The 15,170-nt window shown below is 68.3% G+C and carries 17 protein-coding genes and 1 riboswitch; of the genes, 9 read left to right on the top strand and 8 right to left on the bottom strand.

Annotated elements, in window-relative coordinates:
• Positions 1-768, top strand: coding sequence for a LamB/YcsF family protein (locus HV798_RS15615; protein ID WP_175193597.1), 768 nt, complete (start codon positions 1-3; stop codon positions 766-768).
• A 28-nt stretch (positions 769-796) separates the two neighbouring features.
• Here the strand turns inward: HV798_RS15615 and HV798_RS15620 are convergent, their stop codons facing one another.
• Together HV798_RS15620 and HV798_RS15625 are read right to left on the bottom strand one after the other, a co-directional pair.
• Positions 797-1,522, bottom strand: a complete 726-nt coding sequence (locus HV798_RS15620; RefSeq protein WP_425486149.1) for a GntR family transcriptional regulator — start codon at positions 1,520-1,522, stop codon at positions 797-799.
• Positions 1,523-1,686: 164 nt separating this feature from the next.
• Entirely contained in the window at positions 1,687-2,325 is a 639-nt protein-coding gene (locus tag HV798_RS15625; protein WP_025135551.1) for a trimeric intracellular cation channel family protein, read from the bottom strand.
• Positions 2,326-2,575: 250 nt separating this feature from the next.
• Here HV798_RS15625 and HV798_RS15630 point away from each other — a divergent pair, with 250 nt between their 5' ends.
• Complete coding sequence (locus HV798_RS15630; RefSeq protein WP_175193598.1) at positions 2,576-3,445, top strand: universal stress protein; 870 nt, start codon at positions 2,576-2,578, stop codon at positions 3,443-3,445.
• Positions 3,446-3,468: 23 nt separating this feature from the next.
• On the opposite strand, the gene HV798_RS15635 is transcribed toward HV798_RS15630, so the two are convergent.
• The 4 genes from HV798_RS15635 to HV798_RS15650 all read right to left on the bottom strand — a co-directional run bounded on the left by HV798_RS15635 (position 3,469) and on the right by HV798_RS15650 (position 7,617).
• Entirely contained in the window at positions 3,469-4,752 is a 1,284-nt protein-coding gene (locus HV798_RS15635; protein ID WP_425486148.1) for a muropeptide transporter, read from the bottom strand.
• Between the two features lie 70 nt (positions 4,753-4,822).
• The gene (gene metW, locus HV798_RS15640; RefSeq protein ID WP_025135549.1) at positions 4,823-5,437 is read right to left on the bottom strand and encodes a methionine biosynthesis protein MetW; all 615 of its coding nucleotides are present in this window, start codon (positions 5,435-5,437) and stop codon (positions 4,823-4,825) included.
• Positions 5,434-6,711, bottom strand: a complete 1,278-nt coding sequence (metX, locus tag HV798_RS15645) for a homoserine O-succinyltransferase MetX (protein ID WP_025135548.1) — start codon at positions 6,709-6,711, stop codon at positions 5,434-5,436. Before metX ends, metW begins: the two co-directional genes overlap by 4 nt.
• Positions 6,701-6,782, bottom strand: a riboswitch (SAM riboswitch). It overlaps the preceding gene by 11 nt.
• A gap of 79 nt (positions 6,783-6,861) precedes the next feature.
• Positions 6,862-7,617 carry a GntR family transcriptional regulator gene (locus tag HV798_RS15650; RefSeq protein ID WP_175193599.1) on the bottom strand — a complete coding sequence of 252 codons (756 nt, stop codon included), beginning with the start codon at positions 7,615-7,617 and terminating at the stop codon, positions 6,862-6,864.
• Between the two features lie 183 nt (positions 7,618-7,800).
• Here HV798_RS15650 and HV798_RS15655 point away from each other — a divergent pair, with 183 nt between their 5' ends.
• The 5 genes from HV798_RS15655 to HV798_RS15675 all read left to right on the top strand — a co-directional run bounded on the left by HV798_RS15655 (position 7,801) and on the right by HV798_RS15675 (position 12,382).
• On the top strand, positions 7,801-8,082 hold the full coding sequence (locus HV798_RS15655; protein ID WP_175193600.1) for a UxaA family hydrolase: 282 nt from the start codon (positions 7,801-7,803) through the stop codon (positions 8,080-8,082).
• Positions 8,083-8,114: 32 nt separating this feature from the next.
• Positions 8,115-9,290, top strand: coding sequence for a UxaA family hydrolase (locus HV798_RS15660; protein WP_175193601.1), 1,176 nt, complete (start codon positions 8,115-8,117; stop codon positions 9,288-9,290).
• 90 nt (positions 9,291-9,380) lie between these two features.
• Positions 9,381-10,394, top strand: coding sequence for a Bug family tripartite tricarboxylate transporter substrate binding protein (locus HV798_RS15665; protein WP_025135544.1), 1,014 nt, complete (start codon positions 9,381-9,383; stop codon positions 10,392-10,394).
• A 13-nt stretch (positions 10,395-10,407) separates the two neighbouring features.
• On the top strand, positions 10,408-11,343 hold the full coding sequence (locus HV798_RS15670) for a hydroxyacid dehydrogenase (protein ID WP_175193602.1): 936 nt from the start codon (positions 10,408-10,410) through the stop codon (positions 11,341-11,343).
• 31 nt (positions 11,344-11,374) lie between these two features.
• Positions 11,375-12,382, top strand: a complete 1,008-nt coding sequence (locus HV798_RS15675; protein ID WP_175193603.1) for an Ldh family oxidoreductase — start codon at positions 11,375-11,377, stop codon at positions 12,380-12,382.
• Positions 12,383-12,428: 46 nt separating this feature from the next.
• Here the strand turns inward: HV798_RS15675 and HV798_RS15680 are convergent, their stop codons facing one another.
• On the bottom strand, positions 12,429-13,325 hold the full coding sequence (locus tag HV798_RS15680; RefSeq protein ID WP_175193604.1) for an AEC family transporter: 897 nt from the start codon (positions 13,323-13,325) through the stop codon (positions 12,429-12,431).
• A 109-nt stretch (positions 13,326-13,434) separates the two neighbouring features.
• On the opposite strand from HV798_RS15680, the gene HV798_RS15685 reads away from it, so the two are divergent.
• Positions 13,435-13,671 (top strand): helix-turn-helix domain-containing protein, encoded by a 237-nt coding sequence (locus HV798_RS15685; protein WP_175193605.1) that lies wholly within the window; start codon positions 13,435-13,437, stop codon positions 13,669-13,671.
• On the opposite strand, the gene HV798_RS15690 is transcribed toward HV798_RS15685, so the two are convergent.
• The gene (locus HV798_RS15690) at positions 13,661-14,200 is read right to left on the bottom strand and encodes a hypothetical protein (RefSeq protein WP_175193606.1); all 540 of its coding nucleotides are present in this window, start codon (positions 14,198-14,200) and stop codon (positions 13,661-13,663) included. The genes HV798_RS15685 and HV798_RS15690 overlap by 11 nt on opposite strands.
• Positions 14,201-14,245: 45 nt before the next feature.
• Here HV798_RS15690 and HV798_RS15695 point away from each other — a divergent pair, with 45 nt between their 5' ends.
• Positions 14,246-15,154 carry an alpha/beta hydrolase gene (locus HV798_RS15695; protein ID WP_246288846.1) on the top strand — a complete coding sequence of 303 codons (909 nt, stop codon included), beginning with the start codon at positions 14,246-14,248 and terminating at the stop codon, positions 15,152-15,154.
• Positions 15,155-15,170: the final 16 nt, after the last annotated feature.

Here is a 15,170-nt window from a genome sequence, read left to right on the forward strand (position 1 = left end):
ATGAGCCAAAGCATCGACCTGAACTGCGACATGGGCGAAAGCTACGGCGCCTGGACCATGGGCAACGATGCCGCGGTGCTGGCGTTCGTCAGCTCGGCCAACATCGCCTGCGGCTTCCATGGCGGCGACCCCGCCACCCTGCGCAAGACCGTGGCCGCCGCGCTGGCCCAGGGCGTGGCGCTGGGCGCGCACCCCAGCCTGCAGGACCTGGCCGGTTTCGGCCGCCGCGCCATTCCCACCACACCCGAAGAAGCCTACGACATCGTCGTCTACCAGATCGGCGCGCTGGCCGGCGTGGCCGCTTCGCAGGGCGCGCGGCTGCATCACGTCAAGGCGCATGGCGCGCTGTACAACATGGCCGCGAAAGACGCCGGCCTGGCGCGCGCCATCTGCCAGGCCGTGAAAGACGTGGATGCCTCGCTGGTGCTGTATGGCCTGGCGGGCAGCAAGCTGATCGATGCCGCCCGCGACATCGGCCTGGCCGCGGCCAGCGAAGTCTTTGCCGACCGGTCCTACCAGGACGACGGCTCGCTCACCCCGCGCACCCGCGCGGGCGCCATGATCGAAGACGTGGACCAGGCGGTTGCGCAGGTGCTGCGCATGGCCCGCGAAGGCCTGGTGCGCTCGGTCGACGGCAAGGACGTGCCGGTGCAGGCCGACACGCTCTGTATCCATGGCGACCAGCCCAACGCGCTGGTGTTCGCGCGCGCCATCCGCGACGCGCTGCAACAGGCAGGCATCGCGGTGCGCACGCCGCAGGCGCGCTGACGGGTATCGACGTGAAAAAGGCCGCGCGCTAGCCGCGGCCGAAACGCGGCGCCGGCTCTTCGGCGTCCTGCAGCGAGGCCTCGTGGTAGGCCCGCAAAATGCCCGGCAGCACATCCAGCACGTAGCTGCGCGTCAGTTCGGCCGCGCGATCGAAATCGCGGCTGGCCATGGCCTGCGTGATGCCCTGGGTGTAGGTCTGCAGGTTGTTCGAGTCCATCGTCTCTTTGGCCAGCAGATAGCGCAGCGGCTCGACCTGCTCGTACAGCTTGGTCAGCACGCCCACCAGCGGCGCGTTGCCCGTGAAGCGGGCGCCGGCCAGGTAGAACTCGCGCAGCGCCGCGATGTAGGCGCGCACGTCGCGCTTGGCCATGGCCGCGGCGATGGCATCGTCGTAGGTGCGCAGTTCAGCCACCAGCGGCGACACGTCGTCCATCTCGGCGACCTGGCGGATACAGTAGGCCTCCAGCTCCGCGCGCAGCTTGTACAGGTGGCGGATCTGGGTTTCCGAATACAGGGTGGCCCTGAAACCTTTGCGTTGGACATGCGTCACCAGGCCGCTCAATTCCAGCAACCGCAGCGCTTCCCGGATGGGACTGCGGCTGGTGCCGAAACGCTGCTCCAGTTCCTGTTCCCGCAACGGCTGCCCGGGCCTGATAGTGCCATCCACTATCAACTCACGAATCTGTTCCTGTAGGAAATACGGAATCGTGGCGGGCGCTTTGACGTCCAATCGGCTCCCCTTGTACTGCGTGATGCAAGTATTGCGACACCGAGAAGATACTAGAAATCTATTGAAACACAAATAAGAAAATTGTTGCAGCAGTTCGTGTGTGAGCCCGCTGATGGCCACGGGCGTGGCAGGTGAACTGTGGCAGTTGGCGAGTCAGGCATCAGGCCAGCAGACGTCGCCTGACCGCATCAATCCCAGTCGTCGCGGTAGACGAACTTGGGCATTTGCCAGTTGAAGCGCAGGGCCAGCAGGCGCAAGGCCAGGCCGGCGGCCAGGGCGATGGGCACGGCGGCGTTGGCGGACAGCCCCAGGGCCTGGCTGCCCAGGTACAGCGCCCCGGTCACCACCGACACGCTGGCATAGAGCTCTTTGCGAAACAGCAGCGGCACCTCGTTGCAGAGCACGTCGCGCAGCACCCCGCCGGCGCAGCCGGTGATCATGCCGCTGATCAGCACCACCGTGATCGGCAGCTGCATCAGTTGCGCCACCTGGCAGCCGATGACGGTGAACGCCACCAGGCCCAGGGCATCGGCCAGCAGGAACAGGCTGCGCAACCGTCGCATGATCGGTGCGATCAGGGCCGTGAGCAGCGCCGCGCCCGCCGTCATCCACAGGTATTCCGGATGCACCACCCAGGTCAGCGGGTAATGGCCCAGCAGCACATCGCGCAGCGAGCCGCCGCCCAGCGCGGTGACGCAGGCGATGATGCACACGCCCATCCAGTCCATGTCGCGCCGGCCGGCCGAGAGCGCCGCGGTCATGGCTTCGGCCACGATGGCGACCAGGTAAAGCGTGTGCAGCAGGGTGGGAGAAAGATCGGGGAACATGGATCGGGCAAGCGTGAAAAAGGCGCCACCGGGGTCGGACCCCACGGCGGGCGGCAGGCCCCCATTGTATTGACACCTCGCAATGGCGTTGCCGCCGGCCCCCGCCATCCCTTACGCTGAAAGCCCGTTGATATCGGTCAAGCCCCTGTTCGCGCCGCGGCCGGACAATGGGGTATGCCCGCCAAGGGCGCCATCGGCCGGACGGAGGCTGGCGGGAGCCACCGGCCCGGTCCTACCTCGGGAGAAACGTATGTCTGAACAACCAGGCCCCATCCTTCTGGCCACGGACCTGAGCGCGCGGGGCGACCGCGCGCTGGACCGGGCGCTGCAACTGGCCAAGGAACGCAATACCAAGCTGGTCGTGCTGCACGTCATGGAAACCCATTCCGTGCCGGCGCGCTTGACCACGCCGGTCTGGCGCCGGCTGTCGACCGACCACAAGGCCCTGGCCGAGCGCGAGCTGGCCGAAGACCTGGCCGACGCCGGGATTCCCACCGAGGTCGTGGTGGCCACCGGCGACCCACTGGTGCGCATCATGGAAACCGCCGACAGCTTCGGCTGCTCGCTGATCGTCACCGGCATTGCCCGCGACGAAACGCTGGGCCGGCTGTTGTTGGGCACCACGGTGGAAAAGCTGGCGCGCCAGGCCCGCCAGCCGGTGCTGGTGGTCAAGACGCGCCCGCGCAAGCCCTACCACGACGTGCTGGTCGCCACCGACTTTTCGCCGGGCTCGCGCCAGGCGCTGCGCGCCGCGCTGCACCTGGTGCCCGACGCCAGCCTGACGCTGTTCCACGCCTACGACGTGCCCTTCCAGGGCAAGAATGTGCCGGATGACGCCGTGACGCGCAGCTTCTACAAGGCGGCCGAGCAAAGCGCGCGCGAGTTCATCGCCGAAACGGCGGAACTGGCGGACGTGGCGGCGCCCAAGGTGGTGCTGGAATGCGGCCAGCCGGAAACCGTGCTGTCGGAATACTCGTTCAACCACCGGTCCGACCTGGTGGTGACGGGCACCCACGGCCGCACCGGCCTCTTGCGCACCGCCATCGGCAGCGTCGCCGAACGGCTGCTGGAAGCCCTGCCCAGCGACGTGCTGATCGTGCGGCTGACCGGCGACGAATAAGCGATCGCCCGCAACGCGGGGACTCAGGCTTCGTCGCCGTTCTGGATCATGGCCTCGATGCGGCTGCGCAGCATGCGCAGCAGCACCAGGCCGGGCAGCGCAATGACGACCGTCACCAGGAAGAACCCTGGCCAGCCCAGGTGTTCGACCAGGGGCGGCGTCAGCGGTCCGGCCAGGTAGGTGCGGCCCACGGCCGACAGCGCCGACAAGAGCGCGAACTGCGTGGCCGAAAAGCGCTGGCGGCACAGGGCCATCAGCAGGCCCACGAACGAGGCCGTGCCCAGCCCACCGCACAGGTTTTCAAGACCGACGGCGCTGGCCATCAGCCAGATGCTCTTGGGGCTGACGGCAATGAGCCAATAGCCCAGGTTGGACACCGCCTGCAGCAGGCCGAACACCATCAGCGACCGGTACAGCGTCCAGCGCGACATGATGAAGCCGCCGGCCAGCGCGCCGACGATGGTGGCGGCCATGCCCATGACTTTGTTGACCGCGCCGACTTCGGTAGGCGTGTAGCCCGCGCCGCGGATCAGGAAGGTGGTGGACAGCGCGCCGGCAAAGGCGTCGCCCAGCTTGTACAGCACGATCAGCAGCAGCACCAGCAAGGCGCCGCGGCGGGTGAAGAATTCCTGCAATGGCGCCGCCACGGCTTCGCCCAGGCTGCGCGGGGCCACGGCCACGCGTTCCGGTTCAGGCGCCCACAGCGTGGCCAGCGCGCACAGCAGCATCAGGCCGCCCATCACCACGTAGGTATTGCCCCAGCCGATCCATTGGTCGGCCATGATCAACGCCAACCCGCCCGAGACGATCATGGCCAGGCGGTAGCCCATGACCTTGATGGCCGCGCCCGCGCCGCGCTCTTCCTTGCGCAGCACGTCGGTGCAATAGGCGTCGAAAGCGATGTCCTGGGTGGCGGACAGGAAAGCCACCAACACCGCCAGCAGCGCCAGCGTCTGCAAGGCCGACGACGGCGACAGCGTGCCCATCAGCATGATGGCCAGGCCCAGCAGGACTTGCGTGACCAGCATCCAGCCGCGACGCCGGCCCAGCAGCGGCGGCACGTAGCGGTCGACCAGCGGGGCCCACAGGAATTTCAGGGTGTAGGCGGTGCCTACCAGGGTAAGGAAACCGATCTGCTGCAACGGCACGCCGGCCACAGTGGCCCAGGCCTGCAAGGTGCCGCTGGTCAGGGCCAGCGGCAATCCGCTGGCAAACCCCAGGACCAGCAGGGGTGCGACGCGGGGGCTGGTGTAGACGTTGGATACAGCGGTAATGACGGTCTCCTGGAACGGGCCGGCGCGGCGCACAGGCGTGCGCCACGGGCTTGCGGCATTTTAGGCGCGGATCGCCCGGGCCGTCAGCCGCCGTTGCAGAAAGTCAGGGAGAGGCGAAGCGGTACACCGCCAGGGTGCTGCGCCAGCTGGGAAACGCCTTGATCTCGCGCCCTTCGTTGAAGGTGGCGCGTTCCAGGATGCGCAGGCCCAGTTCACCGGCCAGCTGTTCGAAGTCGCGCAGCGTGCACAGGTGGATGTTGGGCGTGTTGTACCACTGGTAAGGCATCTGGCCGGTCACTGGCATGCGGCCGCGCAGGATCATCCAGCCGTGCGGCCAGTAGCCGAAATTGGGAAACGACACCACGCCGTGGCGCGCCACCCGGGCCATTTCGCGCAGGATGTGCTCGGTGCGGTGCATGGACTGCAGCGTCTGCGACAGCACCACGGTATCGAACTGCTTGTCGTCGAACAGCGCCAGGCCGTCTTCCAGGTTCTGCTGGATCACTTCCACGCCGCGCTTCACGCAGGCGATGACGCAGGTGTCGTCCAGTTCCACGCCCGCGCCGCGCACCTGGCGGTGGTCGCGCAGGTGCGCCAGCAGCGCGCCGTCGCCGCAGCCCAGGTCCAGTACGCGGCTGCCGGGCTCGATCCAGCTGGCGATGCGCGCCAGGTCGGGCCGCAGCGTGGCCACGGCGGGCCGGGGAGTGACAGGGTTCATGCGTAGGATCCTTCGATCTGAGCGGCGTCGACCAGGCCCAGTTCGCGGGCGATGCGCTCGTAATAGCCGCGAACCACGGCATGGTAGCGCGCGTCGTCCAGCAGGAAGGCGTCGTGCCCGTGCGGCGCGTCGATCTCGGCGTAGGTGACGGGGCTGGCGTTCTTGAGCAGGGCCCGCACGATCTCGCGCGAGCGTTCCGGCGGGAAGCGCCAGTCGGTGCTGAACGACACCAGCAGGAAGTCGGCCTTGGCCGGCGCCAGCGCGCGCGCCAGGTCACCGCCGGTCTTGCGGGCCGGGTCGAAGTAATCCAGCGCGCGGGTGATCAGCAGATAGGTGTTGGCGTCGAAATAGCGGGTGAATTTCTCGCCCTGGTAGCGCAGGTACGACTCGACCTCGAATTCGACGCCGTAGCCATAGTGGTACGCACCGTCCGCCGCCGGCTCGCGCTGGGCACGGCCGAATTTCTCGGCCATGTCGTCGTCAGACAGGTAGGTGATGTGGCCGATCATGCGCGCCACCGACAGGCCGCGGCGCGGCACCGTGTCTTGCGCGTAGTAGTCGCCGCCGTGGAAATCCGGGTCGGTGATGATGGCGCGGCGCGCCACCTCGTTAAAGCCGATGTTCTGCGCCGACAGGCGCGGCGTGCTGGCGATGACCACGCAATTGGCCACGCGCTCGGGCAAGGTGATGGCCCAGCTCAGGGCCTGCATGCCGCCGAGCGAACCGCCCATCACGGCGGCAAAGCGCTCGATGCCGAAGTGGTCGGCGACGCGGGCCTGCGCCTGCACCCAGTCTTCCACCGTCAGCACCGGGAACGCGGCGCCCCAGGGCTTGCCGGTCTCGGGGTTGATGCTGGCCGGGCCGGTCGAACCAAAGCACGAACCCAGGTTGTTCACGCCGATGACGAAGAACAGGTTGGTATCCACCGGCTTGCCGGGGCCCACCATGTTGTCCCACCAGCCCACGTCGCTGGGCGTGTCGGCCGCCTGGCCTGCCACGTGGTGCGAGGCGTTCAGTGCATGGCAGATCAGCACGGCATTGGTGCGCTGGGCGTTCAGGGTGCCATAGGTCTCGACCGCCAGTTCGTAGGCGGCCAGCGACTGTCCGCTGAGCAAGGACAGCGGCTCGTCGAAACGAAGATAGACGGGTGCGACCAGACCGACGGAACCGGGATCAACGGCGTCGGACTGAGTGACGGGTGCGACGGTGGCAGGCGAGCCTGCAAGCGCGGCGCTGGCCGAATCACCGGCCAAATGTTGGGCAGGAGTGGTCATACGGACCTCTTTAGCTGGATTTATTGGAAGGCGCCCGCAAGCGGATCAGGCAAATCGGCGCCGAAATTAGGATAGTGCGGCAAGAATTCTAGCACTGCTTGCGGTGGGGGCCGCAAGCCCCACCCACGCCGCGCAGCAGCGGGCAACCGGTCAGGCGCCGGCCTCCCAGGGCTCGTGGCCCAGGTATTCGTAATGCTCGGTGTTCACGCGCGAGATGCGCCATTCCACCGGCTGGCGGTTGTACGAAAACGCCACGCGGCGGATCTCGAGCAGGGGCGCGCCCTCGGCCACGCCCAGCCAGCGCGCATGGGCGCGGTCGGCCAGGCAGGTGCGCAGGCGCTCGTCGGTGGCGATGACGTTGACGCCGAATACGTCCTGGTACAGCGCGTACAAGGTGCTGGCGCGCTCGCGCAAGTGCCCCTCGGTCATGCCGGGAAAGCGCGATTCGGGCAGGCAGATGTCGTCGATCATGACCACGTCGCCGTTCAACGACAGCATGTTCAGGAACTCGAACACATAGGCGCCGGCAGGCAGGCCCAGCTTCTCGCGCGCCGCGGCCGATGCCTTGACGCGGCGGAACCGCAGCAGCTCGGTCGTGGGGTACGACTTGTTGCCATCCTGGCGCAGGATGCGGAAGAACTTGAAGAAGTGGTGGTTGCGCGTGTGCACCGCCACATAGGTGCCCCGGCCCTGATGGCGCACCAGGATGTTTTCCGCGGCCAGTTCGTCGATGGCCTTGCGCAGCGTGCCGATCGACACGCCAAAGCGTTCCGCCAGGTTCTTTTCCGGGGGGATCGCCTCGCCCTGCTTCCATTCGCCTTGCGCCAGCGCGGCAAGCACGGCTTGCTTGACCTGCTCGTACAAGGGACTGCCCAAAGGCACAGTCGATGACAGGCTGGTGTTCATGGGTGCATCGCAAAAATCAGGGACCTCCAGTGTAGCGGTCCACGACGGCTTGGCTCAAGTCATACAATTCATATATATGATTTAGTTGACATGCCGAAAAGCCGATCTTAAGATTTGCCGGACGTTGTGATCCCGAAGCGCTTGCGGCACCCGGCCGCACGCCCAGCCCAAGAGAGGAAGACGATGATTCATGCCGTATTGCACGATGCCAAGGACACGGTGGCGGTCGCCGTGGTGGAAGGCCTGACCGCCGGAACGGAACTGAACGCCTGGATCATGGACGAGGACAAGATCATCCATGTGCAGGCCTCGCAGGACATCCCCATCGGCCACAAGGTCGCGATGAAAGACATGGCCGAGGGCGACACGGTCTTCAAGTACGGCGTGGACATCGGCCGCGTGGTGGCGCCGATCAAGGCCGGCCAGCACGCCCACGTGCACAACATCAAGACCAAGCGCTGGTAAGCGTCCCCCCCGCCCCCCAAGAGGAAAAAATCATGTCCGTCATCAATGCTCAGACCACCTTCCAGGGTTACCGCCGCGACAATGGCCGGGTCGGCGTGCGCAACCACGTCATCGTGCTGCCCGTGGACGACATTTCCAACGCCGCGGCCGAGGCCGTCGCCCACAACATCAAGGGCACGCTGGCGTTGCCCCACCCCTATGGCCGGCTGCAATTCGGCGAAGACCTGGAGCTGCACTTTCGCACCCTGATCGGCACCGGCTGCAATCCCAACGTGGCCGCGGTGGTGGTGATCGGCATCGAAGAAGGCTGGACCAAGCGCGTGGTCGACGGCATTGCCGCCACCGGCAAGCCGGTCATGGGCTTCAGCATCGAACTGCATGGCGACCACGACACCATCATGCGCGCCTCGCGCTGCGCCAAGGAATTCGTGCACTACGCCACGGCGCTCACGCGCAGCACGTGTCCGATCTCGGACCTGTGGGTGTCGACCAAGTGCGGCGAGTCCGACACCACGTCCGGCTGCGGCGCCAACCCCACGGTGGGCAATGCCTTCGACAAGCTGTATGCGCTGGGCTCGACCCTGGTGTTCGGTGAAACGTCGGAACTGACGGGCGGCGAACACATCGTGGCCGAGCGCTGCGCCAACGACGCCGTGCGCGAACGCTTCATGTTCATGTTCGACCGCTACCAGGCCATGATCGACCGCTGGAAGACCAGCGACCTGTCCGAATCCCAGCCCACCAAGGGCAACATCGCCGGCGGCCTGACCACCATCGAGGAAAAGGCGCTGGGCAACATCCAGAAGATCGGCAAGCATTGCCGCGTGGACGGCGTGATCGACAAGGCCGAGATTCCTGACGGGCCGGGCCTGTGGTTCATGGATTCGTCGTCGGCCGCGGCCGAAATGGTGACGCTGTGCGCGGCGTCCGGCTATGCGGTGCACTTCTTTCCCACCGGCCAGGGCAACGTCATCGGCAACCCCATCCTGCCGGTCATCAAGATCTGCGCCAACCCGCGCACCGTGCGCACCATGTCGGAACACGTGGACGTGGACACCAGCGCGCTGCTGCAGCGCGAGATCGACCTGAACCAGGCCGGCGACAAGCTGCTGGAATGCATGCTGGCCACCGCCAATGGCCGCTGGACCGCGGCCGAGGCCCTGGGCCACCGCGAATTCGTGCTGACCCGCATCTTCGAAAGCGCCTGACAAAAAAACACGCAGACCCGGGCGCAAGCCGCCACGGCAGCACAGGCGTATGCATTCCTACCCGGGCGCCACCCCCAAGGAGGAAGACAGATGAATCGCGAGCAATCCCCCCCGATCGACGGCGCGCAGCGCCGGCGCGTGCTGGGCGCCCTGGGCGCCGCCGGTCTCTGTGCGTTGACGCCCTGGCAACAGGCGCTGGCGCAGAAGCGCGCCTGGCCCGAACGCCCCATCAACTACGTCGTGCCCTTCCCGCCCGGCGGTCTGACCGACGTGGCCGCGCGCCAGGTCGGCAAGGCGCTGGGCGATGCCGAGCGCTGGAACGTGGTGGTGGAAAACAAGCCCGGCGGCAGCGCCAACATCGGCGCGGCCCACGTGTCGCACGCCGCGCCGGACGGCTATACCTGGCTGGCGATCACCCTGTCGCACGCCGCCAACGCCACGCTGTTCGCCGGCAAGGCCGGCTACGACCTGACGCGCGACCTGACGCCGCTGGCCGGGCTGGCCTCGTCGCCCATCATGGTGGTGGTCAATGCCAAAAGCCCCATCAAGACCATGGACGACCTGGCCCGCGCGGCGGCCGCCAAGCCGCTGGCGGCCGGCTCCAGCGGCAACGGCACGCCCCCGCACCTGACGCTGGCGCTCTACCAGAAGCTGACCGGCGCGCCGCTGATGCATGTGCCGTACAAGGGCGGCGCGCCTTCGCTGACCGACCTGATTGGCGGGCACCTGGACGTGGTGTTCTCGAATTACCCCGAGTCGCTGTCGCACGTGAAGAACGGTTCGCTGCGGGCCCTGGCCATCACCACCCGCGAGCGCAGCGCCGACCTGCCCGACGTGCCCACCGTGGCGCAGGCCGGACTGCCCGACCTGGTGGTGGAAAACTTCACCGGCGTCATGGGCCCGGCCGGCATGCCGCCCGAACTGGTGCAGCGTATCGGCGCGGCCATCGTCAAGCAGGTGTCGCAGCCCGCCATGCAGCAAGCCTTGCTGCAGCTGGGCTTCGTGCCGCAACCGCGCGGGCCCGAAGCCTTCGGCACCTACCTGGGGTCGGAAGTGGAGCGCTGGGCCAAGATCATCCGCGATGCCAACATCCAGATCGCCTGAGCCCGGAGGCCCCATGCATGTACTGATCTCGGAATTCATGGACGCGCCCGCCGTCGACGCCCTGCGCCAGCGCTTTGACGTGCGTTACGCCCCCGACCTGGTGGATGCGCGCGATGCGCTGCTCGATGCCGCGCGCCAGGCCGACGGCCTGATCGTGCGCAACCGCAGCCAGGTGGATGCCGCGCTGCTGGCCGCGGCGCCGCGGCTACGGGCGGTGGGCCGCCTGGGCGTGGGGCTGGACAACATCGACCTGCCGGGCTGCGCCGCCCGGGGCATCCAGGTGGTGCCGGCCACCGGCGCCAATGCCCGCGCGGTGGCCGAATACGTCATCGGCACGGTGCTGGCGCTGCTGCGCGGCGCCTATGCGTCCAGCGCCGACGTCGCGGCCGGACGCTGGCCGCGTACGGCGCTGTCGCAAGGGCTGGAGGCGCACGGCCGCACCCTGGGCGTGGTGGGCTTTGGCGGCATCGGCCAACTGACCGCGCGACTGGCGGCGGGGCTGGGCATGCGCATCGTCGCCTGCGACGCGGCGCTGCCGGCCACGCATCCCGTCTGGGCCGAAAGCGGCGCCACGCCCCTGCCGCTGGACGCGCTGCTGGCGCAGGCCGACGCCGTGTCGCTGCACGTGCCGCTGAACGCCGACACCCGCCACCTGCTCAATGCCGATCGCATCCGCGGCATGCGTCCGGGCGCCATTCTGGTCAACACCTCGCGCGGCGGCATCGTCGACGAGGCCGCCCTGGCCGCGGCGCTGCGCATGGGCCACCTGCGCGGCGCGGCGCTGGACGTGTTCGACCAGGAACCCCTGCCTGGCGGCGGCCCGCTGGCGGACGCGCCCAACCTGATCCTGACCCCGCACATCGCCGGACTGACGCAGGAAGCCAACACCCGGGTTTCCGACATGGTGGCCGCCGGTGTGACAATAGCGCTTACCGGCGGCGCCCGATGACGCGCGGCGCGCCCACCCGAACAGGAAGGATATGGCTCACATCTATCTGGACGAACTGCAACACCTGGCCGCGGCCAGCCTGGCCGCCGCGGGCGCCAACCCCGCCATGGCCGACAGCACGGCGCGAGCCCTGGTCTTTGCCGAAAGCCAGGGCCTGAGCTCGCACGGCCTGTCGCGCGTGCCGTTCTATGCCGGCCACCTGCGCACCGGCCGCGCGCTCGGCGACGCCGTGCCACGCATCGTGCACGAGCGCGGCGGGGCCGCCCTGATCGATGCGGGTTCCGGACTGGCATTCCCCGCCTGCGCCATGGCGGTGGAACAGGCCGCCGTGCGCGCCCGCGAACATGGCGTGGCTTTCATCGGCGTGGCCAACAGCCACCACTTCGGCGAAGCCGGCTACCACCTGGAAGCCCTGGCGGACGCCGGCCTGGTGGCCCTGGCCCTGAGCAACTCCCCCGCCGCCATGCCGGCCTGGGGCGGCAAGCGCCCGCTGTTCGGCACCAATCCCATTGCCGCGGTGTTCCCGCGGCGCGGCGGCGCGCGCATCGTCATCGACCTGTCGCTGTCGCAAGTCGCGCGCGGCAAGCTCATGATCGCGGCGCGCGACAACCAGCCGATTCCGCTGGGCTGGGCGCTGGACGCCGACGGCCAGCCCACCACCGACCCCAAGGCCGGCCTGGCCGGCAGCATGCTGCCCGCGGGCGGCGTCAAGGGCGCGATGCTGGCGCTGATCATCGAACTGCTGGCGTGCGCCCTGACCGGCTCGCACTTCGGCTTCGAGACCGAATCGTTCTTCGTCGACGAAGGCGGCCCCGCCCGCCTGGGCCAGGCCTTCATGGCAATCGACCCCGGCGCCCTGGCCGGCAAGGAAACCTACCTGGACCGTGTCGAAGTCCTGGTGGACGCCATGCTGGAAGACGACGGCGTGCGCCTGCCGGGCGAGCGCCGCCGCAAGCTGCGCGACGAAGCGATCAAGCATGGCGTGGAGATTCCCGAGGCGCTGATGGCGCAATTGCGCGCCATGTCGGGCGCGGCCTAGCGCCGGCCGGGGCGGCGCGGCGCCGCCCCCTTCCCCGCCACGGCACCTAGCCGCCGTGGCTGAACCACAGCATCAGCGGCGCCAGCAGCAGGAACACCACGGTCGACACCAGCACGGCGCCGGCCGCGGTATCGCCCATGGCGGTGTAGCGCTTGGCGTACATGTAGCTGACCACCGCGCAGGGCATCGCCATCTGCAGCGTCAGTGCGCCGGCCAGCACCGGTTCCAGGTCCAGCAACCACACGATCGCCAGGCCCGCGGCCAGGCCGGTGACCAGGCGCATCGCCGCCACCTTGGCGCCGTCCTTGATGCCATTGGCCGGTATCAGCGCCAGCGCGTGGCCCAGGCTCAGCAGCATCAGCGGCACGGTCACCGCGCCCAGCATCCGGGCGGTTTCGATCACCCAGTCCGGCACCGGAATGTGCAGCATGCGCATGGCCACCGCCACGATGGATGCCAGCAAAATCGGACTCTTCCAGCTGCCCTTGGTGTTGACGCCCGGCAGCAGCCGCACCGCGATCGTGTGCATCACGAAGGAATTGACGGCGAAGAACGCCACGGCCACTGACAGGCCAGCGTCGCCGAAGGCCAGCTGCGAAATCGGCAGGCCCAGGTTGCCGGCGTTGGGCAGGAAGGCGGTGGGCAAGAGCGTGCGCACCGGCAGCCGGCCCAGCTTGAGCAGCAGCGCGCAGGCCAGCGCGCACAGCAGCAACGCCAGCAGCGTGGCCGCGGCCACGTCGGCCAGCGCGCGGTCGTCCAGATGGGTGGTGACGAAAGTGTGGAACACCAGCGCGGGCGTCGTTACCGACGTGACCAGCGTGGTGATGAAGGAACCGCCGAACGGCAGGTCGCGCTTGCCCCAGAACACGCCGATGCCCACGCACGACAACAGGGGCATCATCAGCACGATGGCCGACAGGTAGAACTGCGCGATGGCGAGCATCCGGTTATTCCGTCAGAGATAAGTAAAGTAATTCGCGGCAGCATCAAAGCTTGCCCGGCGCAACGGCTTGGCCGCAGCATGGGGATTCTCTTGCCAGGAACCCTCGCCATTGCCCACGCCCGCCAAACCCGTCCCCGCCGTCCGGCTGTCGCCGCGCGAATCCGCCTGCCTGCACTGGGCAGCCGCCGGCAAGACCAGCTGGGAAACCGGCCGCATTCTCGACATCAGTGAAAGCACCGTCAATTTCCATCTGCGCAACGCCAGCCGAAAACTGCAGGTGCGGGGCCGGCGCGCCGCGGTGGCGGCGGCCATCCGGCGGGGGCTGCTGCACCCCGTCACGGCTTGACGACGACCGATCTCAGGAATTCTCGGGCACGCTCGGCCGGCAGGCTTTCCTCGGTGCCGGCAGCCACGGCCTCGATCAGCATGTTGTCGGTCACCCACACCCGCGCCCGCAGCCAGCCGGGCTTGCCCATGGCCTTGCCCTGCACATCGATGTCCTGCCCGTACGGCGGCCATTCGGTCGGCGGCGGCGCCTGCATGTTGACGTACAACGAGCGCATCAGCGCCATGCCCAGCGCCTGGCGGGCCACGGGGTCGGTGGCGATGTCCGGCGGCAGCGGGGCCGACCCGACCGCGAACACGGCCTCGCCCACCGTGGCGGTGGCCAGGGTAAAACTCAGGGTATGGGTATCCAGCCGCAGCTGGCGGGTCTCGGTCTGCACCCGATCCGGAAATGCCGCCCGCACGCGGCCGTCCGCCACGTCGACTTCACGCCAGTTGTAACGGGGCGAGCAGGCGGCCAGCAGCAGGGCCAGCGCAAGAATCGCGCCGCCTTTCTTGAACATGAAACGAAACAGCGATGAAATCGTCATTACCGGAAGACCCCACGGTCTTTTCATTTCGAGGAAAGCCCCAAATTGTCGCCGATTTCGATGACCCCCGCGCCCGACGGCACGCTTTTGGCCAATTATGTCTGGGCTGCCGCCCCGAATGTGCCCGCCCCGGTCTCCGGCCCCGGCACCCCCAGCATCTACCTGCTGCATGGCCTGAGCGAGCACGCCGGGCGCTATGACCGGCTGGCGCGCTGGCTGACCGCCCGCGGCTGGACGGTCGGCGCCCACGACCACCGCGGCCACGGCCGCTCGGCCGGCCGGCCCGCCACCCTGGCGCGCCAGGAAGACCTGGTGACCGACGCGGTATCGCGGCTGGACGCCTGGACGGCCGCCCATGGCCGTCCCCCCATCCTGCTGGGCCACAGCCTGGGCGCCCTGGTGGCGGTGCGCATCGCCCTGCAGCAACTGGCCCCGATCGATGCCCTGGTGCTCAGTTCGCCGCCGTTCGTGGTCAATGTGCCCATGTGGGTGCGCCGTACCCTGACCTGGATGTCGCTGCACGCCCCCGACCTGCGGGTGCCCCACGGCCTGGCGCCGGCCCGCATCTCGCACGACCGGGCGGTGGTCAAGGCGTACCGATCCGACCCCCTGGTGCGCCGCAGCATGACCGGCCGGCTGGCCCGTTTCGTGGACGACGGCGGGCGCGATTCCCTGCGCGAGGCCCACCTGCTGGCCTGTCGCACCCTGCTGATGGTGGCGGGCGACGATTCCATCGTGGCGGCCGAGGGCAGCCGCCAATTCGCCCAGCGGGCCCCCGCCGAATTGCTGACATTGCGCTGGTACGACACGGCCTGGCACGAGATTTTCAATGAAACCGCCCCCATCGCCGACCCGGTCTACGCCGACCTGGACGAGTGGCTGGCGCGCACCGCCGCGGTATTGTCCCTGTCCCCAGTACTGACTCCCTCTGCAGAGGAGGCCAGCACCCCGTAAAATCCCGCGACAGACC

The sequence above is a fragment of the Achromobacter deleyi genome (assembly GCF_902859705.1).
GTDB classification, from domain to species: Bacteria; Pseudomonadota; Gammaproteobacteria; order Burkholderiales; family Burkholderiaceae_B; genus Achromobacter; species Achromobacter deleyi.

What these genes read in the sequence shown, in the direction of transcription:
- HV798_RS15615 (WP_175193597.1), top strand. Translation starts at nt 1, where the DNA reads ATGAGCCAAAGCATCGACCTGAACTGCGACATGGGCGAAAGCTACGGC.
- HV798_RS15625 (WP_025135551.1), bottom strand. Translation starts at nt 2,325, where the DNA reads ATGTTCCCCGATCTTTCTCCCACCCTGCTGCACACGCTTTACCTGGTC.
- HV798_RS15630 (WP_175193598.1), top strand. Translation starts at nt 2,576, where the DNA reads ATGTCTGAACAACCAGGCCCCATCCTTCTGGCCACGGACCTGAGCGCG.
- metW (WP_025135549.1), bottom strand. Translation starts at nt 5,437, where the DNA reads ATGAACCCTGTCACTCCCCGGCCCGCCGTGGCCACGCTGCGGCCCGAC.
- metX (WP_025135548.1), bottom strand. Translation starts at nt 6,711, where the DNA reads ATGACCACTCCTGCCCAACATTTGGCCGGTGATTCGGCCAGCGCCGCG.
- HV798_RS15650 (WP_175193599.1), bottom strand. Translation starts at nt 7,617, where the DNA reads ATGAACACCAGCCTGTCATCGACTGTGCCTTTGGGCAGTCCCTTGTAC.
- HV798_RS15655 (WP_175193600.1), top strand. Translation starts at nt 7,801, where the DNA reads ATGATTCATGCCGTATTGCACGATGCCAAGGACACGGTGGCGGTCGCC.
- HV798_RS15660 (WP_175193601.1), top strand. Translation starts at nt 8,115, where the DNA reads ATGTCCGTCATCAATGCTCAGACCACCTTCCAGGGTTACCGCCGCGAC.
- HV798_RS15665 (WP_025135544.1), top strand. Translation starts at nt 9,381, where the DNA reads ATGAATCGCGAGCAATCCCCCCCGATCGACGGCGCGCAGCGCCGGCGC.
- HV798_RS15670 (WP_175193602.1), top strand. Translation starts at nt 10,408, where the DNA reads ATGCATGTACTGATCTCGGAATTCATGGACGCGCCCGCCGTCGACGCC.
- HV798_RS15675 (WP_175193603.1), top strand. Translation starts at nt 11,375, where the DNA reads ATGGCTCACATCTATCTGGACGAACTGCAACACCTGGCCGCGGCCAGC.
- HV798_RS15680 (WP_175193604.1), bottom strand. Translation starts at nt 13,325, where the DNA reads ATGCTCGCCATCGCGCAGTTCTACCTGTCGGCCATCGTGCTGATGATG.
- HV798_RS15690 (WP_175193606.1), bottom strand. Translation starts at nt 14,200, where the DNA reads ATGACGATTTCATCGCTGTTTCGTTTCATGTTCAAGAAAGGCGGCGCG.